Here is a 22,422-nt window from a genome sequence, read left to right as displayed (position 1 = left end):
CCCACCGCCCCCGGGCCCTCGGCCCGGGCGCCCCCCGGGGGGGGGGCGCCCCCGGCGCCCCCCCCCCCCCCCCCCCCGGGCCGGCGTCCCACCGCTGGGCCGCCGTCCCACCGCCGTTGAGCGGTCTCACCGGCGTCGGAGCCAGACCGCCCAGGTCAGCGCCGAGCAGAGCAGGTACGCCGCCAGGAAGCCCAGGTAGGCGGTGTCCCCGTTGTGGCTGACGAGGAAGGACTGCCGGAAGGCCAGGTTCACCAGGACGCCGCCGAAGGCGCCGATCGCGCCCGCCAGTCCGATCAGTGCCGAGGCCCGGCGCCGGGAGTCGGCCTCGGCGGCCGCCGGGTCGCCTCCGGCCGCGACCGCCGTGCGGGCGAGGGCCTGGTAGTGCGCCGGGATCATCTTGTACGTCGAGCCGTTGCCGATCCCGCTGAGCACGAAGAGGGAGATGAACCCGCCGAGGAACAGCGGCAGCGAGCCCGCCCGGGACGCCACCAGCACCACCGCCGTGCCGGCGCCCATGGCGGCGAAGGTCGCCAGCGTCACCCGCGCGCCGCCGTAGCGGTCGGCGAGCCGCCCGCCCACCGGGCGCAGCAGTGAGCCGAGCAGCGGGCCGAGGAAGGTGAGGGCGGCGGCCTTGACCGGGGTGTCGAAGCGGTCGTGGAACTGCACCTGCAGCACCTGTCCGAAGGCGAAGCCGAAGCCGATGAAGGAGCCGAAGGTGCCGATGTAGAGGGTGGAGACGGCCCAGCCGTACGGATCGCGGGCGACCTCGCGCAGCGCCCGGCCCTTGCTCGAACTCGCCGTGGACGGAGGCAGGTTGTCCATCCGCCACCAGGCCCCGGCCGCGGCGAGCCCGATCAGCGGCAGGTAGATCAGCGGCAGCAGCCGGGGGTGGGTGGCGCCGGCGGTGGCCAGCACCAGCAGGCCGAGGAGTTGGACGGCGGGGACGCCGAGGTTGCCGCCGCCCGCGTTGACGCCCAGCGCCCAGCCCTTGAGCCGGTGCGGGTAGAAGGCGTTGATGTTGGCCATCGAGGAGGCGAAGTTGCCGCCGCCGACGCCGGCCACGCAGGCCACCGCGAGCAGCGTGCCGTACGGGACGCCCGGTTGCAGCACCACGGCCGCGAGCACCGTGGGCACGAGCAGCAGCAGGGCGCTGATCACCGTCCAGGTGCGGCCGCCGAAGCGGGCGACGGCGAAGGTGTACGGCAGCCGCAGCAGGGCGCCGAGCGCGGTCGGCAGGGCGGTGAGGGTGAACTTGCCCGCGGTGTCGATGTGGTACTCGGGGCCGAGGAAGAGCACCAGCACCGACCACAGGCTCCAGACCGAGAAGCCGATGTGCTCGGAGAGGACGGAGAAGACCAGGTTGCGCCGGGCGATCCGGGCGCCGTCGCGGGCCCAGAACTCCTCGTCCTCCGGGTCCCAACCGGCCAGCGGCGCGGGTGTTCTCGCTTCCAGGACGGTGGTCATGCCGCCGCCTCCGCGTCGAGCACCCGGACCGGCCAGCGGCGCAGCACGGCGGGGGCGCCGTCGGGGGCGGTGTCCTCGTCGAGGCAGCGCCCGTCGGTGAGGTCGTACACCTGCTTGTACATCGGCGAGATGAGGGTCGGCCGGTCGCCGCGACTGCCGAGCAGGCCGCGGGAGAGGACGGGGGCGCCGCTGAACGGGTCGAGGTTGTCGACGGCGTACAGCTCTCCGGAGCTGTCGCGGAACAGCGCGACCTGCTCGGCTTCGGGGAGCAACACCGCGACGCCGCGGCCGGGTTGGAGGTCGGTGAGGGCGCAGACGGTGTGCCAGCGGTCGCCGTCGTGGATCTGTACGGTCACGGGGTGAGCACCTCCAGTCGGGCCCCGGCGACCAGCACCGGGGCGTTGAGGGTGTGGCCGGCCTCGCCGGGGCGGGCGGGGCGGATCTGGCCGCGTTCGGGGACGAAGGTCACGGCGGGGTCGGGGGTGCCGGGGGCGTTGACGAAGGAGGCGAAGCGCCGCATCCGGTCGGGGTCGGCCAGGGTCTCGGCCCATTCGTCCCGGTAGCCGCTGATGTGACGGGACATCAGTTCGTCGAGTTCGGCGGCGATGCCGAGCGAGTCGTCGAGGACGACGGCCCGCAGGTGGTCGAGTCCGCCCTCGAGCCGCTCCAGCCAGACCGAGGTGCGCTCCAGCCGGTCGGCGGTGCGGATGTAGAACATCAGGTAGCGGTCGATGGTGCGGACGAGGGTGTCGCGGTCGAGGTCGGCGGCGAGCAGGTCGGCGTGCCGGGGGGTCATGCCGCCGTTGCCGCCGACGTAGAGGTTCCAGCCGGCCGAGGTGGCGATGATGCCGAAGTCCTTGCTCTGCGCCTCCGCGCATTCGCGGGCGCAGCCGGAGACGGCGGCCTTGAGCTTGTGCGGGGAGCGCAGCCCCCGGTAGCGCAGCTCGAGTTCGATGGCGAGGGTGGTGGAGTCCTGGACGCCGTAGCGGCACCAGGTCTGGCCGACGCAGGACTTCACGGTGCGCAGCGACTTGCCGTAGGCGTGTCCGGACTCGAACCCGGCGTCGACCAACTTGCGCCAGATCACCGGCAGTTGGTCGACGGTGGCACCGAACATGTCGATCCGCTGGCCGCCGGTGATCTTGGTGTAGAGGCCGTGGTCGCGGGCGATCTCGCCGATGGTGATCAGGCCCTCGGGGGTGATCTCGCCGCCGGGCACCCGGGGCACGACCGAGTAGGAGCCGTTGCGCTGGAGGTTGGCCAGGAAGTGGTCGTTGGAGTCCTGCAGGGCGGCCTGTTCGCCGTCCAGGATGTGGCCGTTGCCGAGGCTGGCCAGGATGGAGGCGACGGTCGGCTTGCAGATCTCGCAGCCCTCGCCGCCGGTGCCGTGCTTGGCGAGCAGTTCGGAGAAGGTGGTGAGGCCCGTCACCCGGACGATCTCGTACAACTCGGCGCGGCTGTGGGCGAAGTGCTCGCACAGGCCCTGGACGGTGGAGACCCCGGCGGCCTCCAGCTCCTCCTTGACGACGCTGCCGAGCTGCTTGAGGCAGCTGCCGCAGCCGGTGCCGGCCCGGGTGCACTTCTTGACGGCGGCGACGCTCTCGGCGCCCTGCTCGCGGACGGCGGCCCGGACGGCGCCCTGGGTGACGTTGTGGCAGGAGCAGAGCACCGCGTCGTCGGGCAGCGCGACCGGACCGGCGCTCCCCGCGAACCCGGCCGGCAGCACCAGCTGTTCGGGCGCGACGGTGAGCGGCTTTCCGGCGACGGCCAGCGGGCGCAGCGCGCCGTAGCCCTCGGTGTCGCCGACCAGGACACCGCCGAGCAGCGCGCCGTCGGCACCGATCACCAGCTTGCGGTAGACGCCGCTGCGGCTGTCGCTGTACAGCACGTCGAGCGCGCCCTCGGCGGTGCCGTGCGGGTCGCCGAAGCTGGCGACGTCGACGCCGAGCAGCTTGAGCTTGGTGGAGGTGTCGGCGCCGGTGAAGCCCTGGCCCTGCTGCTCCGCGATGGTGCGGGCCGCCGTCTCGGCCATCTGGTAGCCGGGGGCGACCAGCCCGTACACCCGGCCGTCGACGGCCTGGGCGCACTCGCCGATGGCCAGGACGGCCGGGTCCTCGGTGCGGCAGTGCGCGTCGACCACGACGCCGCCGCGCTGGCCGACCGGCAGTCCGCAGTCCCGGGCGAGCTGGTCGCGGGCGCGCACCCCGGCGGAGAAGACCACCAGGTCGGCGGGAAGCTCCCGGCCGTCGGACAGGGCGAGGCCGCGGACCCGGCCGTCCGGGCCGGTGAGCACGCCGCTGGCGCCGGCGCTGGTGTGGACGGTGACGCCCAGCTCCTCGATCTTGCGGCGCAGTGCGGCGCCACCGCCGTCGTCCACCTGGACGGCCATCAGCCGGGGCGCGAACTCGACCACGTGGGTGGCCAGGCCGCCGGCCCGCAGGGCGCCGGCCGCCTCCAGGCCGAGCAGTCCGCCGCCGACCACCACGCCGGTGCCGGCGGTGGCGGCCTCGGCGCGGATGGCGTCGACGTCCTCGATGGTGCGGTAGACGTGGCAGCCGGGCGCGTCCGTCCCGGGTACGGGCGGCACGAAGGGCACCGAGCCGGTGGCCAGCACCAGGACGTCGTAGCGGACTTCGGCGCCGGACTCGGTGCGGACCAGCCAGGCCGCCCGGTCGATCGCGCTGACCGGGTCGCCGAGCCGCAGGTCGATGCCGTGCTCGGCGAGGAAGCCGGACGGGCAGAGCGCGAGGTCCTCCGGCGTGCTGCCGGAGAACAGCGAGCTGAGGTGGACCCGGTCGTAGGCGGGCCGGGGCTCCTCGGCGAGCACGGTGACCCGCCAGTGGCGCGCGGCCGGCTGCTCGCTCCAGGCCTCCAGGAAGCGCTGGCCGACCATGCCGTGGCCGACCAGGACGAGGTCGCGGACAGTGCGGTCGTCTGCCGTCATCCCGGTACTTCCGGTCATCGGGGGGCTCCTTGGGTGAGCAGGTGCAGGGGGTGGCCGGCGAGGGTGCCGCCGTCGGCGAAGGCGCCGGCCAGCGCGTCCACGGTGGCCAGGTCGCCGAGCAGGATGGCGCCGACCAGCTGGTCGCCGCGCAGGACGAGCTTCTTGTAGCTGCCGCGGGTGGCGTCGGTGAGCCGCAGCACGTCGAGTTCGGGGTCGAGGGTCTCGTCCACGGCGCCGAAGGCCGCGTACTCCAGGTCACCGGTGCTGAGCCGGGCGCGCGGGCTGGTGCCGGGGTAGCGGGCGTCCGGCTCGGCGCCGGAGAGCCGGCGGGCCAGCACGTCGGCCTGTTCCCAGGCGGGGCCGGCCAGGCCGTGGACGGTGCCGCGGTGCTCGGCGCAGTCGCCGATCGCGGACACGTGCGGGGCGGCGGCCAGCCGGTCGTCCACCAGGACGCCGGTGGCGACCGGCAGTCCGGCGGCGTGGGCGAGCGCGGTGCGCGGGCGGGTGCCGCAGGCGAGGACCACCAGGTCGCAGTCCAGCCGGTAGCCGCTGGCCAGCTCCACCGCGCCGACCCGCTCCCAGCCTCCGGCCGGGGGGACCCCCATGCCGCCGTGCACGGCCCGGGCGCGGTTGCCGGTGTAGCACTCGACGCCGAGGCCCTGGAGGCGTTCGCGCAGCACGGCGGCCGCCTCCGGGTCTAGCTGACGCTCGATCAGATGCTCCGCCTGGTGCACGATTTCGGTGCGGGCGCCGAGCGCGGCCAGCGCCCGGGCGGCGCTCACCCCGAGCACCCCGCCGCCGATCACCACGGCCCGCTTCGCCCCGACGGCCTCCTCGGCCAGCCGGGCGCAGTCCTCCAGGGTGCGCAGCGTGTGCACGCCCTCGGCCAGCCCGTACCCGTCGGGGCGGCGCAGCCCGCGCACCGGCGGCAGCACCGGGTTGGCACCGGTGGCGAGCACCAGCTCGTCCCAGGGCTCCACGGTGCCGTCGGCCAGGCCCAGCGTCCGGGCCGCCAGGTCGAGGGCGACGACCTCGCAGCCGGGCCGGGCCAGCGCCCCGCCGAGCGGCAGCGCGATCGACTCGGCGTCGTAGCGGCCGGTCAGCACCTCGGCGAGCAGCACCCGGTTGTACGGGGCGCGCGGCTCGGCGCCGTACACGGTGACCGCACCGGCCCCGCCCAGGGCGGCGTACCGTTCGGCGAAGCGGGCGGCCGCCATCCCGCCGCCGACCACGGCGATCCTCATCTCGTCACCTCCAGGTGGGCGCGCTCCACCCGGACGGCGCAGAGCTTGAACTCCGGCATCCGGGAGACCGGGTCGAGCGCGGGATTGGTGAGGCTGTTGGCCCGGCCCGCGCCCGCCCAGTGGAAGGGCATGAACACGGTGTCCGGCCGGATGGCGTCGGTGATCCGCGCCGGGGCGACGGCCCGCCCGCGCCGGCTGGTGACCGCGACCGGCTCGCCGTCCGCGACCCCGAGCCGCTCGGCCAGCCGCGGGTGCAGCTCCACGAACGGGCCGGGCGCGGCCTGGTTGAGCTCGGCGACCCGGCGGGTCTGCGCGCCGCTCTGGTACTGGGCGAGCACCCGGCCGGTGGTCAGGTACAGCGGGTACGCCTGGTCCGGTTCCTCGGCGGCCGGGCGGTGGGTGACGTCCGCGAAGCGGGCCCGGCCGTCCGGGGTGGCGAAGCGGTCCAGGAACAGCCGCGGGGTGCCCGGGTGGTCGGGCGCCGGGCAGGGCCAGAACACCCCGTCCTCGGCGGCGATCCGCTGGTAGCTGATGCCCGCGTAGTCGGCGTCGCCACCGGCCGAGGCGCGGCCCAGCTCGGCGAAGGCCTGCTCGGCGTCGGTGGGGAAGCCTTGGGGGACCCCCAGCCGGGCAGCGAGCTCGCGCAGCAGCCACAGCTCGCTGCGCACCCCCTCCGGCGGGTCGAGGGCGCGCCGGCGCAGGATCACCCGGCCCTCCAGGTTGGTGGTGGTGCCGTCCTCCTCGGCCCACTGGGTGACCGGCAGCACGACGTCGGCGAGCCGGGCGGTCTCGGACAGGACGAGGTCGGCGACCACCAACAGGTCCAGCGCGCGCAGCCGTTCGGTGACGTGCCCGGCGTTGGGCGCGGAGACCGCCGGGTTCGAGCCGGCCAGCAGCAGCGCCCGGACGCCGCCGGGCCGGCCGAGGCCGTCCAGCAGCTCGTACGCGGACCGGCCCGGGCCGGGGATCGACTCCGGGTCCACCCCCCAGACGGCGGCGACGTGTCGGCGCGCCGCCGGGTCCTCGATCGAGCGGTAGCCGGGCAGTTGGTCGGCCTTCTGGCCGTGCTCGCGCCCGCCCTGGCCGTTGCCCTGGCCGGTCAGGCAGCCGTAACCGGCGTACCGGCGGCCCGCGTTGCCGGTGGCCAGGCACAGGTTGATCCAGGCGCCGACGGTGTCGGTTCCCTTGCTCTGCTGTTCGGGTCCGCGCGCGGTGAGCACCATGCCGCTGGCGGCCTCGCCGAACATCCGGGCGGCCGCGCGGAGTTGGTGGGCCGGCACCCCGGTGATCCGCTCCACCCGGTCCGGCCAGTGGGCCATCGCCGACTCGCGGGCCGCTTCGAAGCCGGTGGTCCGCCGGTCGATGAACCCGCGGTCCACCAGGCCGTCCGCGATCACCAGGTGGAGCAGGCCGAGGGCGAGCGCCAGGTCCCCGCCGGGGCGGGGCTGCAGGTGCAGGTCGGCCAGCTCGGCGGTACGGGTGCGGCGCGGGTCGACCACGATCAACCTGCCGCCGTTCTCCCGTAGTTCGCGGAAGTAGCGGACGGCCGGCGGCATCGTCTCGGCCGGGTTGCCGCCGACCAGGATCAGGCAGCCGGTGTGCGGGATGTCGGCCAGCGGGAACGGCAGGCCCCGGTCCAGGCCGAACGCCCGGCGGTGCGCGGCGGCCGCCGAGGACATGCAGAACCGGCCGTTGTAGTCGATGTTGGCGGTGCCGAGTACGACCCGGGCGAACTTGCCCAGCAGGTACGCCTTCTCGTTGGTCAGCCCGCCGCCGCCGAACACGCCCACCGCGTCCGCGCCGTGCTCGGCCCGGGTCCGGGCCAGCCCGGCGGCCACCCGGTCCAGCGCCTCCGGCCAGCTCGCCGAGCGCAGCGGGGCGCCGGGCCGGTCCCGCAGCAGCGGACCGGTCAGCCGGGCGCCCCGGGCCAGCAGCGCGGGCGCCGTCCGGCCCTTGCCGCACAGCGCGCCCCGGTTCACCGGGAAGTCCGGGCGCTCCAGCACCTCGAGCACCGTGTCCGCACCCGCCTTGTCCGCGCCCGGCGACAGCCGCATGCCGCACTGCAGCGAGCAGTACGGGCAGTGGGTGTCGGTGGCCGCGGCGAGGGCGGCGGGGCTGGTCGACGTCATGCCGAGAAAGGTCGCCGCCCGCTGTTTCGCGACCGCTTCGCGTATGTTGCGGGCGCGGTACACCTCGCTCACGCCCCCCGGCCGCCGGGGTGCACGCCCGGACATCTGCCGTAACCGCAGCGGCACTTTCGCTTACCCGCGGGTGACGACCGGGCAATGCCCCCGTAACACGCGCGGCGGAGGCTGGCCCGCATGGCAGCAACCCTCACCCCGCCAGGACCGCTCACCGGCTTCACCGTCGGCGTCACCGCCGCACGCCGCCGCGAGGAGCTCACCGCCCTGCTCACCCGGCGCGGTGCCCAGGTGGTCGAGGCACCGGTGCTGCGCATCCTGCCGCTGGCCGACGACCTCGCCCTGCGCGAGGCCACCGAACGCTGCCTGGCCGCCCCGCTCGACTACGTGGTGGCCACCACCGGCGTCGGCTGGCGCGGCTGGATGAGCGCCGCCGAGGGCTGGGGCCGGGGAGCCGCCCTCGCCGAGGCCTGCCGTGGCGCGGTGGTGCTCAGCCGCGGCCCCAAGGCCACCGGGGCCGTGCGCGCCAGCGGACTCGACGAGCGCTACTCCCCCGACACCGAGGCCACCGACGAACTGCTCACCTGGCTGCTCGCCCGCCCGCTGGCCGGCTGCCGGATCGCCGTCCAGGAACACGGCGTCCGCCTGGACGCCTTCGCGGCGGCGCTGCGCGAACGCGGCGCCGAGGTGATCTCCGTCCCCGTCTACCGCTGGGCGCCGCCGGAGGACCCGGGCGCGGTGCGCCGGCTACTCGACCAGACCGTACGCCGCCAGGTGCACGCGCTCACCTTCACCAGCGCGCCCGCCATCACCGCCCTGCTCGCCGTCGCCCAGGCCGAGGGACTGTACGGGGCCCTGCTGGACGCGCTGCGCGCGGACGTGCTGCCGGTCTGCGTCGGCACCCTTTGCGCCCGGCCGCTCACCGACCTCGGTCTGCCCGCCGTCCACCCCGAACGCGGCCGGCTCGGCGCCCTGGTCCGACTGCTCGCGGACACCCTGCCGGGCCGGACCCGTCGCGAAGTCACCCTCGCGGGGCAGGTGTTGACCCTCCAAGGGAACGCCGCCCTGGTCGACGGCGAGAGCCACTGGCTCAGCCCGCGCGGCGCGGCGGTGCTGCGGGCCCTCGCCGAACGCCCCGGCCGAGTGCTCAGCCGCGCCGACCTGCTGCGCGCCGCCTGGCCGGACGCGGCGGCCGACGAACACGCGGTCGAGGCGGCGGTCGGCCGGCTCCGGGCCGCCCTCGGGCCGCACGCGGCGCTGATCCGCACCGTCCCCAAGCGCGGCTACCGCCTGGCGGCGGGCTGATGGCACCGGTGCTGCTCGCCGTCGCGCACGGCAGCCGCGATCCGGCGGCTTCGGCCTCAATTCGCCGTCTGTTGCGGGTGGTTCGCTCGCTCCGGCCCGAACTCACCGTCCGCTGTTGCTTCCTGGACGTCGCGCAACCCTCGCTCGCCCAGGCCCTCGCCGAACTCTCCGGCCGGCAGCCGATCCTGGTCCCCCTCCTGCTCGGCACCGGCTACCACATCCGCGTCGACCTGCCCGCCGCTCTCGCCGCCGCCGGACTCCCACCGGCTCGGCTGGCCCCGGCACTCGGTCCCCATCCCCTGCTCGCCGAGGCCCTCGCCGACCGCCTCACCGAGACCGGCGCCCCCGCCGACGCCCCCGTCGTGCTGGCCGGTGCCGGCTCCTCCGACCCCACCGCCCTCGCCGACACCGCCCGGATGGCCGGCCTCCTCGCCACCCGCCTCGGCCGCCCCGTCACCCCCGCCCACCTCTCCGCCGCCACCCCCACCCCCCACCAGGCGGTGGCCGCCCTCCAGGCCGCCGGCCACCCCGCCGTCGCCCTCGCCACCTACCTCCTCTCCCCCGGCTTCTTCGCCCGCCGCGCCGCCACAACCCCCGCCCATTGGACCAGCGCCCCGCTGGCCGCCCACCCCGCCGTCGCCCGCCTGGTCCTCCACCGCTACGACCAGGCCCGGGCGGCCACCGAACTCACCGCAGCCGCCTGACCGGTCCGTCGAACCGCTGAAGCCGGACCTCGGCTACCGTCTGGCTGATCCCGCACGCGGCCCGAGCCGCGCCACGGGCAGACGACGAGGGGGCAAGGTGAATCCGAACAATGGACCGGGCGTGGGGCTCACCCCGACGCAGACGGCTGCTCTCCTGCTGGACAAGATCCGCCGGGGTCACGACTACGCCCGGGGAAAGAAGGAGCAGTTCCGCCGACGCGCGTCCGTGATCAAGATGCTGACGCTGGCCCTGTCCGCGGCGTCCACCATCCTGCTGGGCCTGCACCGGTGGACGGACCTGGCCTTCGCATCGGTGGCCCTGGTCACGGCGCTGGCAGCCGCCGAGCCGTTCTTCAACTGGCGCTCCCGGTGGGTGCTGATGGAGGAGGCGCAGTACCGCTTCCGGCGGCTCGCCGATGACCTGGAGTACCTGGTGGCGTCGACGCCCGCCGACGACCTGGCACGCCCCGGCCTCGATGCCGTCTTCGACCGGTACCAGGCCGTCTGGGAGGACCTGAGCCGCAGCTGGCTGGAGCAGCGCCGCGAGTCCGCGCCGTCGTCGAGCGCCTGACCGGCCCGCCCCGCGTTCGGCCCGCGCCGGTGGCGGCGGGTCAGCCGGTGACGCTGGGGGCGCCGGTCTCGATGTGCCCGGCGGCGCGGCGGATCCAGGCGGGGTCGCTGCTGACGGTGACGGTGAAGTCGTACCAGCCCTGCGCGACGGTGACGGCGTTGAAGTAGTCCTGGACGGTGGTGCCCGGGGCGACCTGGTAGGTCCAGGTGCCGGTGCGGTAGTTGCCGGCGGTGATGGTGAAGGTGACGGTACTGGTCCCGGTGTTGGTCATGGTGAACCAGACCGCCGGGTCGCCGGTATCCGGTGCCGTCGCGTAGGAGGTGGTGGCCTCCGCCGTCCCGCCCGCGGTGGTCGCGTTGCCGGCGAAGCGGCGCAGGGTGCGGTTGGGGCCGAGCACGGTGAGGTCGTACTGCCCGTCGCCGTGGCCGGCGCCGATGTCGAAGGAGTCGCGGGCGCTGCCGTCGGTTCCGGTGGCGGCGTCGTACGGGGCGACGGTGTACTGCCAGGGGCCGCCGCCGCGGTGGGCGTTGGCGTGGACCGAGTAGTGCGCCCAGGCGGTGGCCTGCGGGCCCTGGTTGGCCAGGTCGATCCAGAGCCGGATCCGGCCGGCGGCGTCGTGCTCGATCCGGTCGACCCAGGCGTTGGGCTGGTAGGGCAGCGCGCGGGCGCGCTTGGTGCCGGGCTCCTGGGCGGGCATGGAGTTGGTGCCGGGGCTCGGGTTGATCTGCAGGTTGGCGGCGGCCTGGCCGAGGGTGGCGCTGGTGTCGGGCAGCGCGGGCAGGCCGTAGACCGGGTCGGTGAAGTCGAAGGCACCGGTGAGGTCGCCGCAGACCCGGCGGCGCCAGGCGCTGATGTTGGGGCAGATGGCGGGGGTGCCCAGGGCGGTGGTCCAGGTCTCCAGGAAGCGGATGACGCTGGTGTGGTCGTAGACCTGGGAGTCGACCCAGCCACCGCGGGTCCACGGCGAGACCACGATCATCGGGACGCGGAAGCCGAGGCCGATGTTGGTGCCGTCGTGGAACTCGCCGACGGTGCCGGCCGGCGCCACCGGCGGGGGCACGTGGTCGAAGAAACCGTCGTTCTCGTCGTAGTTCAGGAACAGGACGGTGGAGTCGAAGACCTCCGGGTCGGCCGCCAGCGCTTGCAGCACCAGGTTGACGAAGTGCGCGCCGTTCTCCGGCGGGCCGTCCGGGTGCTCGGAGAACAGCTGGCTGGCCACCACCCAGGAGACCTGGGGCAGCGTGCCGGCGAGCGCGTCGGCCCTGATCGCGGCGGCGATGTCGTCCGGGGTCGAGCCGGTGCTGGGCACCGAGCCCATGCCACGCTGGGCGAGCGGGCTCGAACTCGGCGCGCTGGTGAACTGGTTGAAGTAGGCGAGGCCGTTGTCGCCGAAGTTGTCGTGGGCGTTCTGGTAGACCTTCCAGCTGACACCCGCGTTCTGCAGGGTCTCGGCGTAGGTCTGCCAGTGCAGGCCCGACTCGGAGCCGCCGTCGTAGGCCGGGCCGCCCGCGGTGGCGGCCGGGTCGATCGTGCCGGACCACAGGTAGGTGCGGTTGGGGCCGGTGGCCGAGAGGATCGAGCAGTGGTACGCGTCGCAGATGGTGTAGGCGTCGGCCAGCGCGTAGTGGAAGGGTATGTCCTCGCGGGCCATGAAGCCCATGGTCCGGTCCGACCCCTTGGCGGCGATCCAGGAGTCCATCCTCCCGTTGTTCCACGCCTTGTGCTGGGTGGACCACGAGTGGTCGAGCGAACCGTCGCACTGCGCCAGCTGCTCGGCGCTCACGCCCCACCACCAGGTCCTGGTCTTGCTGAGCTGCCAGGGGTACTGCCGCCCGCTGCCGTTCGGCTGGTTGAACACGCTGGTGCCGCCCGCGATCTGGAGGGCGGTGCGGTCGCCGAACCCGCGCACGCCCTTCAGCGTGCCGAAGTAGTGGTCGAAGCTGCGGTTCTCCTGCATCAGCACCACGACGTGCTTGACGTCGCGGATCGTCCCCGTCGTGGTGGTGGACGCGCTCGACAGCACCGCGGGCAGCGCCGCCGTGTCCAGCCCGATGGCCGCGCCGAGGGCGGCGGCCGATCCGAGGAAGGTACGACGGGTGACGGGTGACAAGTGACGCCTCCGGGAAGTGTGGACAACCCCACTCCGGCCGGTGTTGCGGCAGCCGGGTGGCGGAGCAGTTATACCGGACGGCCGGCGGGCGGACGTCCGCGGCCCCGGCCCGGTCACCGACCGCCGGGTCGCACCGCCCGCGGCTCCCCCGGCTCCCGACCGACGGTGCCGATGAAGTCCAGCAGCCGCTCGTTCACCACCTCGGGCCGCTCCAGGTTCAGCCCGTGCCCGGCCCGTTCCACGATCTCCGACCGCACGCCCGGGATCAGCGCCGTGACCCGCTCCACCACCTGACGCGGACGCAGCAGCGCGCTGCGCCTGCCGACCAGCACCAGCGCGGGCAGCCGGACGGAGGCCAACTCCTCGTCCGTGAACGGCCGGGCTGGCGGGCGGCGGCTCGGCTGGTAGCTGCGCATGGCGAGCATCAGCGGCGCGATCATCTCGCGTGGTGCGCTGAGCGCCGGGTTGGCCAGCAGCCGGCCCACCGCCGGGCGCAGCCGCGGCGGGGCGAGCATGCCGAACAGGCCGCCGACCATGTGGACGTAGAACCGCGCGGGCACCTTCTCGATCCCGCCCGGGTCCAGCAGGGTGACGGAGGCGAGCCGTTGGGGTGCGTGGACGGCCTGGTTGAGGGTCAGCCAGCCGCCGTACGAGACGCCGACCAGGTGGATCCGGTCCAGCCCGAGCCCGGCGAGGACCTCCCCGAGCCAGGCCGCGTTCTCCTGCGACCCCGCGGCGACGGCCCGCTGCACGCTGCGGCCGGGGTCGTCGAGCGTGTCGATCGCGTACACGGGGTGGTGTTCGCCGAGCGCGGCGATCTGCGGGTACCAGTTGGACGGGTGCCCGGCATGGCCGTGCAGCAGCACGATCGGCTCGCCGTCGGTCGGCCCGTAGTGGTGGACGTGGACGGTGCCGTAGCCGGTCTCGACGTCGAGTTCCCGGCGCGGGCCGGGCCACAGCTCCATCGCCCGGTCGTACGCGTCGAGGAACTTCGCCCTCGTCGCCTCGCTGGTGAAGTGTCCGACGCTGGTCCTGGTCATGATCCCTCCCGGTTTGATGGTATGGTTGTACCACAAAAACATCCGGAAGGAACCCGATGCCGAAGCTGGTGGATCACGAGGAACGACGGGTCCACATCATCGACGCCCTGCTCCGCTCGGCGGCGAGCAGCGGCCTGCACTCCGTCACCATGCGCTCGGTGGCGGTCGAGGCGGGCGTCTCGGTGCGGCTGGTCCAGTACTACTTCGACACCAAGGAGCAGTTGCTCCTCGCCGCCATGACCCGTCTCGCCGCCCGCATGGGCGAGCGGGTCCAGCGCCGCGTCCGCGCCACCGGCGCCGGCACCGACCCGCGCGGCATCGTCGAGGCCGTGCTGCTCGAAGCCGTCCCCACCGACGAGGAGAGCCGGGCCTTCCACCTCATCTACACCGAGTACGCCGTACTCTCCGTCACCGACCCCGCGCTCGGCGGCCGGCCCTTCCTCGCGGCCCCCGACGAGATGGAGGCCTTCCTGGTCGCCCAGCTGACGGCCGCCCGGCGGGCCGGCACCGCCGATCCCCGACTGGACGCCCGTCAGGAGGCCGTCGTCCTGCTCGCCGTCTCCGCCGGCCTCGGGCTGAGCGTCCTGCTCGGCCAGCGGACGGCGGACGACGCGACCGCCGTCCTCCGCTACCACCTCGGCCGGGTCTTCCCGGGCTGACGGCGGCTCGGCTCCCGAGCAGAACGGCGGACGGACGACGGCGGTCGGACGACGGCGGAGCCGGTTGCGGCACGCCCCCTGCCGCGACACCTCCCGACCATCGGCTCGCGACCCGGTCCCGCGGGTGGCGCGGCCACGGGCGTCCGACTGCTCGCGCCCAGGCCCGGCGCCCGTTCAGGCCCCGGTTCCGGCCTCGGCCCCTGCTCCCGCTCCCGCTCCAGCCCCCGCTCCGGCGAGGAGCGCGTGCACGGTGGCGGCCATGGTGCGGCGCGCCTGCTCGGTGCTCAGCCCGCTGCTGCGCCAGTGGTACCAGGCGCTCCACGTGGTCACCGCGTCCAGCCCGTGGAGCAGGTCCGTACGTGCGGACTCCGGCAGCGCGTCGAGCTCTGCGGCGAAGATCTGGGTGAGCCGCAGGCGGGCGAAGTCCAGCATCTGCTGGACTGCCTCCTGGATCCGCGGGGACGGGTTCTCCAGCCGCATGACGGCCAGCCTGGCCGGGGTGGCGCCCTCCAGGATGCGCGCCCGCTGTTCCGTGAGGGCGGCCACCCGCAGCTCGCGCGGCCCTTCGGTGGGAAGCGGCCTGATCTGGGCCGCGAGCTGCTCCAGACGGCGGTTGACGGCGACTTCGGCCAGTTCGGCCATGTCCGCGAAGTGGTGGAACACCAGCCGGCGCGACACCCCCGCCCGCTCGGCCACCTTGTCGGCGGGGAAGTGCGCCTGGTTCTCGTCGATCAGCGACAGCATCGCGTCGGCGATCTTCTCGCGGGTCTGCCGCCCGCGTTCCGTCCGCCCGTCGGTGACGGGCACGGCGGCTTCGGTCCGCTTCACGTGGGCTCCTCCGCCCTCTCGTTGACATTCTTGCACCGCGAGTGCAAGTGTACGCATTGCACGGTGAGTGCAACTAGTTTGGGCGGGCCCGCAGACTGCCCGCCGCGCGAGGAAGGGCTGTCCACCGCCGATGTTCACCTCCGTGGGGCGCTGGTGCGCCCGCAGACCCAGGCGGGTCATCGCCGCCTGGCTGCTGCTGGCGGCCGCCGCGCTCAGCGCCGTCGCGACGTTCGGGCGCGTCACCAGCGAGGCCGTCTCCATCCCCGGCAGCGACAGCCAGGCCGCTCGGGACATCGCCGACCGCGCGTTTCCCGCCTCCGCCTCCGGCAAGCAGCCCGTCCTGCTCCACACCCCGGCCGGCGCGGCCCCGCTGACCGCCTCCGACACCGCCGCCGCGGTCCGCAGCGCGGCGGCGGCCATCGCGGCGGTCCCGCACGTGGTCGCCGTCACCACGCCCTACGACCCGGCCGACGCCACGGCCATGAGCGGCGACGGCCACACCGCCTACCTCTCGGTCGAACTCGACGTCTCCGGGCGGGACGTGACGCCCGCGATGACGGACGCCGTGCTCGCCGCGGCGGCGCCGGCCACGGCCGCCGGCATCGCGGTGACCCCGGGCGGCTCCCTGGCCGCCGCAGTCGACCGGGGCAGCACCGGCCGCAGCGAGGCCATCGGCCTCGGCACCGCCCTGGTGATCCTCACCCTCTCCCTCGGCAGCCTCCTCGCCGCCGGACTGCCGCTGCTCGCCGGGGTGATCGGCCTCGGCATCGCCCTGCCCGTCCTCGGCCTCGTCGGCCACCTGATGGACGTGCCCGAGGCCGGCGAGACCATCGCCGCCATGATCGGGCTGGGCGTCGGCATCGACTACACCCTCTTCGGCCTGACCCGCTTCCGGGAACTCCGCGCCGCCGGGGTCGGGATCGAGGAAGCGGCCGTGCGCACCACCGCAGGCTCCGGCAAGTCCGTCGCCTTCGCCGGCAGCGCCGTCGTCGCGGCCCTCGCCGGGCTGGCCCTGGGCGGGCTCCCCCTGCTGTACGCGCTGGCCCTCGCCCCGGCGATCGCCGTGGTGACGGCGCTGGGCGTGAACCTCACGCTCCTGCCCGCGGCCCTGGTGCTGCTCGGCGGGCGGCTGACACCCAGGCCGCCCACGGCCTCCGTCCCCGCCGGGCGCCCGCGCGGCTGGGGACGGATCGCCGCCCTGGTCGCGGCCAGGCCCTGGCCCCTGCTGCTGGCCGGCCTGGCCCTGCTCGGTGTCCTCGCCGCCCCCGCGGCCCACCTCCACCTGGGCCAGCTGGACGCCGGAAGCAAGGCTTCCGGCAGCATGAGCCGCACCTCGTACGACCGGATGGCCGCGGCTTTCGGCCCGGGTTCCAACGGCGTGCTCCAGATCGTCGACGTCCTGCCCTCCACCGCTCAGCCGACCGCAGGGAGCACCGCCCAGCCGACCACGGGACCCAACGACCCGCGCCTGGCGGCCGTGACCGCCGCGCTGCGCGGAGCCGACGGCGTCGCCTCCGTCAGCCCGCCCTCGCTCGCCGCCGACGGCCGCACCGCCCGCTGGCAGGTCACCCCGGCCGCCGCGCCGTCCGACCCCGCCACCACCGCACTCGTCCACCGCCTGCGCGCGGGCGTACTGCCCCGGGCCACCGCCGGGACCGGCCAGCAGCTGCACGTCGGCGGCACCCCCGCCGCCCAGGCGGACCTCAACGCGCGGATCGCCCAGCGGATGCCGCTCGTCGTCGGCTTCGTCCTGACCGTCGCCGGACTTCTCCTGCTGCTGGCCTTCCGCTCGCCCGTCGTCGCCGTGAAGGCCGCCGTGATGAACCTGGTTTCGGTCGCCGCCGCCTACGGCGTGCTCACCGCGGTCTTCCAGCACGGCCTGGGCGCCCGGCTGATCGGCCTGGACGGCGCCGTCCCGATCCCCGGGTACGTGCCCCTGCTGATGTTCGCCGTTCTCTTCGGCCTGTCCATGGACTACGAGGTCTTCCTGCTCAGCGCCGTGCGCGAGGGCTACCTGCGGGAACGGGACAACCGCCGCGCCGTGGTCGCGGGGCTCAGCAGCACCGGACGGATCATCAGCTCGGCGGCTCTGATCATGGTCGCCGTCTTCCTCAGCTACCTGCTCTCCGACGACCCCGTCGTCAAGATGTTCGGCATCGGCCTGGCGAGCGCCGTCGCCCTGGACGCGACCGTCGTCCGCGGCCTGCTCGTTCCCGCCACCATGGTCCTGCTCGGCGACGGCAACTGGTGGCTGCCCCGCTGGCTCGACCGCCTGCTCCCGCACGTCGACATCGAGGGCGACGGCCATCCCACGCAGCCGGATGGCGCCGATGCGCCGGCTGCCGTGATCGAGTCCCGGTGAGCCCTGCGGATCCCGGACCCCGCCCGCCCCGAAGCCACTCCCTGACCCACACCCACACTCACACTCACACCCGAACCCGAACCACCCATCAGGAGCACGTCCCCATGCACAGCCACGTCCGCCGCGGTCTTCCGATGCTCACGGCCCTCGGCCTGACCGTCGGGGTCACCGCCCTCGCGGCGCCCGCCGCCCACGCCGAGCCCGACTGCGGGCGCGCCCCGGTCCAGTACTCCGTCGACGGCGGCGCCCACTGGACGAACGACGCCACCATGCCCGCCGAGTCCGGCAGCGTCCAGGTCCGGCTGGCCGGGGTGCCCACCGCGGGCTGCGACTACCACGTCTCGCTGGGCTCGTACGCGACGCAGGGCGCGACCTGGGCCACCTCCGGTCAGCAGACCTTCCTCGGCTGGGCGACCACGACCCTCACCCGCGAGCACTACCGGGACACCCTCGACGTCACCGGTCACCTGCCGCGGTGCTACGGCGAGTTGGCCCTCTACTCGGTCGGCGAGAAGTACGACGGGAGCGACAGCGACCACCCGCTGCCGCACTACCCGGACGAGCCGTTCTCCGGTCTGGGCATCGCCTCCTGGAACGGCGGCACCGCCTGCGCCCCGACGCCGACGCCCACCGCGGCTCCCACGAGCGCCGCCCCGACACCGACGCCCACCGCCGCCCCGGCCACCAGCGCGGCGGTCCCGACGCCGCCCCCGGGCGGGCCGACCGCGTCGCCGCGGGCCGACCAGCGGACCCCGGCCGCGGCAACGGCGACGCCGACCGCGACGGCCACCGCCGCTCCGGCGCTGGCCGCCACGGGCGCCGACGACGGCCTCCTGATCGCCGCCGGGGTCGCCGCAGCAGCCCTGGTGGCCGCCGGCGGCGCGGCGGCGTACGTCGGCCGACGCCGCTGACGGCACGACAACCTCCTCTTCTCCCGCCCGGCTTCACCCAGGGCAGAACGCCGCGCCCTTCCCCCGGCGCCCCGAATCCCTAGGCTGAAGGGGTGAGCACTCAAGCGCCGAACGAAGCCCGCGTCATTCCGCTGCGTCCGCAGACCTCGCCGCCCGGTTCCGGTGGGACGAACGGTACGCCCCAGGCACCCGCGCCGAAGGAACCCCTCTGGCGCGACCTCATCGGTGACGTCCTGCGGCGCGAACGGCTCGCCCAGGAGCGCACGTTGAAGGACGTCGCGGAGGAGGCCCGGATCTCGATGCCGTACCTGTCCGAGCTGGAGCGGGGCCGCAAGGAGGCCTCCTCCGAGGTGCTCGCGGCCGCCGCCAAGGCCCTCGGGCTCGGCCTCGGCGACCTGCTGTCCCTCGCCCAGGACGAACTGGTCCGGCACAGCACCCGCAGCCAGTCGGCCCACCGCCGGTCGGCACCGTCAGCGCGGACCAACGGCCTCTGCCTGGCCGCCTGACCGACACCGGTGGGCCGGTACACCCCCGTGGTACCGGCCCACCTTGCTCGGGTCAGGCGAACGCGAGCCGCCGGCTCAGCACCTCGTCCGCCAGCCCGTACGCGACCGCCTCCTCGGCGGTGAGCACCTTCTCCCGGTCCATGTCCGCACGCAGCGTCGCCACGTCGTGCCCGGTGTGCCGGGACAGCACCTCCTCCACCTGGGAGCGGATCCGGACCATCTCCTTGGCCGCGAGGCTGAGGTCGGAGACCATCCCCTGCCGTCCGCCGCTGGCCGGCTGCCCGAGCAGCACCCGCGCGTGCTGGAGCACGAACCGCCGCCCGGGATCGCCGCCCGCCAGCAGCACCGCCGCCGTCGAGGCCGCCTGGCCCACGCAGAAGGTGGAGATCGGTGCCTGCACGAAGGTCATGGTGTCGTAGATCGCCATCAGCGAAGTGAACGCTCCACCCGGCGAGTTGAGATAGATCGAGATCTCGCGCTCCGGGTTCTCCGACTCCAGGTGCAGCAGCTGCGCGATGACCACGTTGGCGACCCCGTCGTCGATCTCGGTGCCGAGGAAGATGATCCGCTCGTTCAGCAGCCGGCTGAAGACGTCGTAGGACCGCTCGCCCTGCGCGGTCCGCTCGATGACGTACGGAACCGTGTACGACCCCATGTCACAGCCCCATCCGTCGACGCGACGAGGCCGGGCGGATGTCGGCCACCGACTCCACCACCCGGTCCACCAGCCCGTACTCCACGCCCTGCTCCGCCGTGAACCAGCGGTCCCGGTCGCCGTCCCGGGCGATCGTCTCCTCGCTCTGCCCGGTGTGCTCGGCGGTGATCCGCTCGATGGTCCGCTTGGTGAACTCCAGGTTCTCCGCCTGGATCTCGATGTCCGCGGCCGTCCCGCCGATGCCCGCCGAGGGCTGGTGCATCATGATCCGCGCGTTCGGCAGCGCGAACCGCTTGCCGCGCGCCCCCACCGTGAGCAGGAACTGCCCCATGCTGGCCGCGAACCCCATCGCCAGCGTGGACACGTCGTTCGGGATCAGCCGCATGGTGTCGTAGATCGCGAGCCCGGCCGTGACCGACCCACCCGGGCTGTTGATGTAGAGGCTGATGTCGCTGCGCGGGTCCTCCGCCGACAGCAGCATCAGCTGCGCGCACACCCGGTTCGCCGACACGTCGTCGACCTGCGTGCCCAGCAGCACGATCCGCTGCGCGAGCAGCTGCGCCGCGAGGTGGTCGTCGAACGCGCTGGGCCGGGTGTCGCCCTGCTCCGCGCGGGGCGCGTTGAATGGAATCATCTGGTCCCTCCTGGTCGAGGCGAAGATGCCGTCGACCCCACTCTCACCCCCGACCGGGCCAGCCGGCCGATTTCTCTGCCCGCCGCAGATTCGCCGAGGGCAGAGCCTCAGACCGCCACGGCCGGCTGTCCCGCGGGTCGCCGGAAGTCGCCGTGGAACACCTCCCGCACGTGCCACTCCCGATGGCGGTCCGCGACCGGCGGATTACCCGGCTGCGGACCGATGACGGGTCGTCCGGCGAGCGCGAGCACGTGCTGGCGGCTGGCCTCGCTGCGGCCGACGAACCGTTGGGAGACCAGGATGCGGTGCCCCTCCCCCACCCCCAGCACGCCCTTGTCGAAGAGCTTGTGGTGCAGCGAGCACAGGCACAACCCGTTGTCGACCGCGTCCGGCCCGTCGTGCGACCACCAGCGCACGTGGGCGGCCTCCAGACCGACCGTGCTCGCGCCGAGGGCGCCGTCGTAGCCGCAGAACGCGCACTGGAACTCGTAGGCGGTGAGTATCAGTTCCCGCATCCGCCGGTCCCGCTGCCGCCGGGCCGCACCTCGCACGATCCCGGTCCCGGCCTCCTCCAGGTCGAGCCCGACGGCCTCGCAGAGGTCCTCGTGCAGGGAGGGCGGGAAGTGGGCGTCCAGCAGCACCCGGGCCATCCGGCCCAGCAGCGCCGGTTCCCGGCCGAGCGCAGCCCGCAGTTCGGCCGCGAGCCGCCCGGTGGCCCCGCTCGACCGCAGCACCCCGATCCCGGTGCCGGGGCTCCCCGGTCCCCGGTCGGTGCGGACCTCCCAGACGCCGTCGCTGACCAGGTGGTGGAACGGGTACGCGGGTGTGGTCGCGTGCGACGGCCCGTACTCGACGAGCAGCCGCTTCAGTTCCTCCTCGACCGCGCTGTAGCGCAACTCCCCGTCCGCGTCCCGCTGGTAGCTGCCCAGAGCGTAGAGCAGCAACAGCGGCTTGTGCGGCGCGCGGACGCCCTTGTTCGTCCAACGCCTCAGCCCTGCCACCCGATCCAGCCAGTCCATGCCGGTCAGCGTAGTGGCGGCCCTTGTTAGCCTGATCATCATGTTGAGGAGAAGTGCGGATTCCCGTCCCCAACTGGCCCTGATCACCGCCAGTTTCGTCAGCAGGGTCGGGAACGGCCTCTTCAACACCGCAGCCGTCCTGTACTTCACGCTGGTCGTGCACCTGCCCGCCACCCAGGTGGGCGCGGGACTGACGATCGCGGGCCTCTGCGGCCTGGCGGCCGGCATACCGGCGGGGAACCTGGCCGACCGGTACGGGCCGCGCGCGGTCTGGCTGACGGCCCTCGGCGTGCAGGCGGCCACCATGGCGGCCTTCGTCCTCATCGACAGCTGGCTCGCGTTCACCCTCGTCGCCACCCTGGACCGGCTCGCCGCCACGGCCGCTGGTGCGGCGGGCGGTGCGCTCGTCGCACGGGTCGGCGGCGAGCGCCCGGCCGCCTTCCGGGCCCGGCTGCGCACCTTCGTCAACCTCGGCGTGGTCGTCGGCACCCTGGGGGCGGCCGTCGCGCTCCAGATCAACACCCGCCCCGCCTACACCGCACTGATCCTCGCCAACGCCGCCAGCTTCGCCGGAGCCGCACTGATCGCCCTCCTGGGCGTGCCGAACTACCGGCCGCTGCCCCGGCCGAAGGAGCACCGCCAGTGGTCCGTCCTCGCCGACCGGCCGTACATGACCTTCGTCGCGCTCTACAGTGCGATGGGGCTGCAGTACCAGGTGATTTCGCTGCTGCTGCCGATCTGGCTCAGCAGCCACACCGATGCGCCCCGCTGGACGGTGGCGGCGGTGTACGCGATCAACAGCGGGGTGTGCGTACTGCTGCAGAGCCGGCTCGGGTCGAAGGTGGAGACCCCGAAGCAGGGCGGCCGTGCGTTCCGCCTCGCGGGGCTCCTGTTCCTGCTCAGCTGCCCGCTGATGGCGCTGACGGCAGACGTTCCCGCGTGGGTCGCACCGGCGCTCACGGTGCTCGCGGTGTCCATCCACAGCGTGGGAGAGGTGTGGGAGTCCTCCGGCGGCTACGCGCTCGGGTACGGACTCGCCCCCGACCACGCCCAGGGCCAGTACCAGGGCTTCGTCGGCATCGGCTTCGACGCGGGCCAGGCCCTCGCCCCGCTGGTCCTCACCGGGGCGGTACTCGCCCTCGGGCACACCGGCTGGCTCCTCCTGGGCGCCCTGTTCGCGGCCGTGGGCGCGGCAGGACCCCCGGTCACCGCGTGGGCGGAGCACACCCGGCTAGGCCGGTCCTTCGCACATGACGAGTTCGGATGAACTGGTGATGCGACCGGTACCCCGGTGGGGTGCTGGTCGTTGAGCCTGGTGTGCCGAT

The 22,422-nt window shown here is 74.3% G+C and carries 19 protein-coding genes; 8 read left to right on the top strand and 11 right to left on the bottom strand.

Annotation, left to right across the window (positions count from 1 at the left end; translation table 11 throughout):
• Nucleotides 1-126: 126 nt before the first annotated feature.
• The 5 genes from ACWCYO_RS35660 to ACWCYO_RS35640 are packed head-to-tail and all read right to left on the bottom strand — an operon-like array spanning nt 127 to nt 7,781.
• Nucleotides 127-1,464, bottom strand: coding sequence for a nitrate/nitrite transporter (locus tag ACWCYO_RS35660; protein ID WP_449786554.1), 1,338 nt, complete (start codon nt 1,462-1,464; stop codon nt 127-129).
• Nucleotides 1,461-1,820: a nitrite reductase small subunit NirD gene (gene nirD, locus ACWCYO_RS35655; RefSeq protein ID WP_449786553.1), complete on the bottom strand. Its 360-nt coding sequence runs from the start codon at nt 1,818-1,820 to the stop codon at nt 1,461-1,463. Before nirD ends, ACWCYO_RS35660 begins: the two co-directional genes overlap by 4 nt.
• Nucleotides 1,817-4,426, bottom strand: a complete 2,610-nt coding sequence (gene nirB / locus ACWCYO_RS35650; protein WP_449786552.1) for a nitrite reductase large subunit NirB — start codon at nt 4,424-4,426, stop codon at nt 1,817-1,819. Before nirB ends, nirD begins: the two co-directional genes overlap by 4 nt.
• On the bottom strand, nt 4,423-5,652 hold the full coding sequence (locus ACWCYO_RS35645; protein ID WP_270148617.1) for an NAD(P)/FAD-dependent oxidoreductase: 1,230 nt from the start codon (nt 5,650-5,652) through the stop codon (nt 4,423-4,425). The genes nirB and ACWCYO_RS35645 overlap by 4 nt, the downstream gene beginning before the upstream one ends.
• Complete coding sequence (locus ACWCYO_RS35640) at nt 5,649-7,781, bottom strand: molybdopterin oxidoreductase family protein (protein WP_449786551.1); 2,133 nt, start codon at nt 7,779-7,781, stop codon at nt 5,649-5,651. Before ACWCYO_RS35640 ends, ACWCYO_RS35645 begins: the two co-directional genes overlap by 4 nt.
• A gap of 192 nt (nt 7,782-7,973) precedes the next feature.
• Between ACWCYO_RS35640 and ACWCYO_RS35635 the strand changes: the two genes are divergently transcribed.
• From ACWCYO_RS35635 to ACWCYO_RS35625, 3 genes are all read left to right on the top strand, one after another.
• On the top strand, nt 7,974-9,098 hold the full coding sequence (locus tag ACWCYO_RS35635; protein ID WP_270148613.1) for a uroporphyrinogen-III synthase: 1,125 nt from the start codon (nt 7,974-7,976) through the stop codon (nt 9,096-9,098).
• Nucleotides 9,098-9,802 (top strand): sirohydrochlorin chelatase, encoded by a 705-nt coding sequence (locus ACWCYO_RS35630; RefSeq protein ID WP_270148611.1) that lies wholly within the window; start codon nt 9,098-9,100, stop codon nt 9,800-9,802. Before ACWCYO_RS35635 ends, ACWCYO_RS35630 begins: the two co-directional genes overlap by 1 nt.
• Nucleotides 9,803-9,899: 97 nt before the next feature.
• Entirely contained in the window at nt 9,900-10,373 is a 474-nt protein-coding gene (locus ACWCYO_RS35625) for an SLATT domain-containing protein (protein WP_270148609.1), read from the top strand.
• A 40-nt stretch (nt 10,374-10,413) separates the two neighbouring features.
• Here ACWCYO_RS35625 and ACWCYO_RS35620 read toward each other — a convergent pair whose 3' ends face one another.
• Together ACWCYO_RS35620 and ACWCYO_RS35615 are read right to left on the bottom strand one after the other, a co-directional pair.
• Entirely contained in the window at nt 10,414-12,483 is a 2,070-nt protein-coding gene (locus ACWCYO_RS35620; protein ID WP_449786550.1) for a phosphocholine-specific phospholipase C, read from the bottom strand.
• Nucleotides 12,484-12,596: 113 nt separating this feature from the next.
• Nucleotides 12,597-13,523 (bottom strand): alpha/beta fold hydrolase, encoded by a 927-nt coding sequence (locus ACWCYO_RS35615; RefSeq protein ID WP_449786549.1) that lies wholly within the window; start codon nt 13,521-13,523, stop codon nt 12,597-12,599.
• 56 nt (nt 13,524-13,579) lie between these two features.
• Between ACWCYO_RS35615 and ACWCYO_RS35610 the strand changes: the two genes are divergently transcribed.
• On the top strand, nt 13,580-14,182 hold the full coding sequence (locus tag ACWCYO_RS35610) for a TetR/AcrR family transcriptional regulator (RefSeq protein WP_270148604.1): 603 nt from the start codon (nt 13,580-13,582) through the stop codon (nt 14,180-14,182).
• Nucleotides 14,183-14,356: 174 nt separating this feature from the next.
• Here the strand turns inward: ACWCYO_RS35610 and ACWCYO_RS35605 are convergent, their stop codons facing one another.
• Nucleotides 14,357-15,010: a TetR/AcrR family transcriptional regulator gene (locus ACWCYO_RS35605; protein WP_449786548.1), complete on the bottom strand. Its 654-nt coding sequence runs from the start codon at nt 15,008-15,010 to the stop codon at nt 14,357-14,359.
• A 130-nt stretch (nt 15,011-15,140) separates the two neighbouring features.
• Between ACWCYO_RS35605 and ACWCYO_RS35600 the strand changes: the two genes are divergently transcribed.
• The 3 genes from ACWCYO_RS35600 (at nt 15,141) to ACWCYO_RS35590 (ending at nt 18,789) form a co-directional block, all read left to right on the top strand.
• Complete coding sequence (locus tag ACWCYO_RS35600) at nt 15,141-17,372, top strand: MMPL family transporter (protein ID WP_449786547.1); 2,232 nt, start codon at nt 15,141-15,143, stop codon at nt 17,370-17,372.
• Nucleotides 17,373-17,476: 104 nt separating this feature from the next.
• Nucleotides 17,477-18,283, top strand: a complete 807-nt coding sequence (locus ACWCYO_RS35595; RefSeq protein WP_449786546.1) for an LAETG motif-containing sortase-dependent surface protein — start codon at nt 17,477-17,479, stop codon at nt 18,281-18,283.
• A gap of 92 nt (nt 18,284-18,375) precedes the next feature.
• Entirely contained in the window at nt 18,376-18,789 is a 414-nt protein-coding gene (locus ACWCYO_RS35590; protein ID WP_449786545.1) for a helix-turn-helix domain-containing protein, read from the top strand.
• A 52-nt stretch (nt 18,790-18,841) separates the two neighbouring features.
• On the opposite strand, the gene ACWCYO_RS35585 is transcribed toward ACWCYO_RS35590, so the two are convergent.
• The 3 genes from ACWCYO_RS35585 to ACWCYO_RS35575 all read right to left on the bottom strand — a co-directional run bounded on the left by ACWCYO_RS35585 (nt 18,842) and on the right by ACWCYO_RS35575 (nt 21,097).
• Entirely contained in the window at nt 18,842-19,444 is a 603-nt protein-coding gene (locus tag ACWCYO_RS35585) for a ClpP family protease (RefSeq protein ID WP_270148597.1), read from the bottom strand.
• A gap of 1 nt (nt 19,445) precedes the next feature.
• Nucleotides 19,446-20,078, bottom strand: a complete 633-nt coding sequence (locus tag ACWCYO_RS35580) for a ClpP family protease (protein WP_449786544.1) — start codon at nt 20,076-20,078, stop codon at nt 19,446-19,448.
• A 107-nt stretch (nt 20,079-20,185) separates the two neighbouring features.
• Nucleotides 20,186-21,097 carry a phosphorothioated DNA-binding restriction endonuclease gene (locus ACWCYO_RS35575; RefSeq protein WP_380420884.1) on the bottom strand — a complete coding sequence of 304 codons (912 nt, stop codon included), beginning with the start codon at nt 21,095-21,097 and terminating at the stop codon, nt 20,186-20,188.
• Nucleotides 21,098-21,137: 40 nt separating this feature from the next.
• On the opposite strand from ACWCYO_RS35575, the gene ACWCYO_RS35570 reads away from it, so the two are divergent.
• Nucleotides 21,138-22,364: an MFS transporter gene (locus ACWCYO_RS35570; RefSeq protein WP_449786543.1), complete on the top strand. Its 1,227-nt coding sequence runs from the start codon at nt 21,138-21,140 to the stop codon at nt 22,362-22,364.
• Nucleotides 22,365-22,422 lie beyond the last annotated feature (58 nt).

Source organism: Kitasatospora sp. NPDC001683, assembly GCF_053596495.1.
Note: the sequence above shows the minus strand (reverse complement) of the source record. Positions and strands in the feature narration are given on the sequence as shown.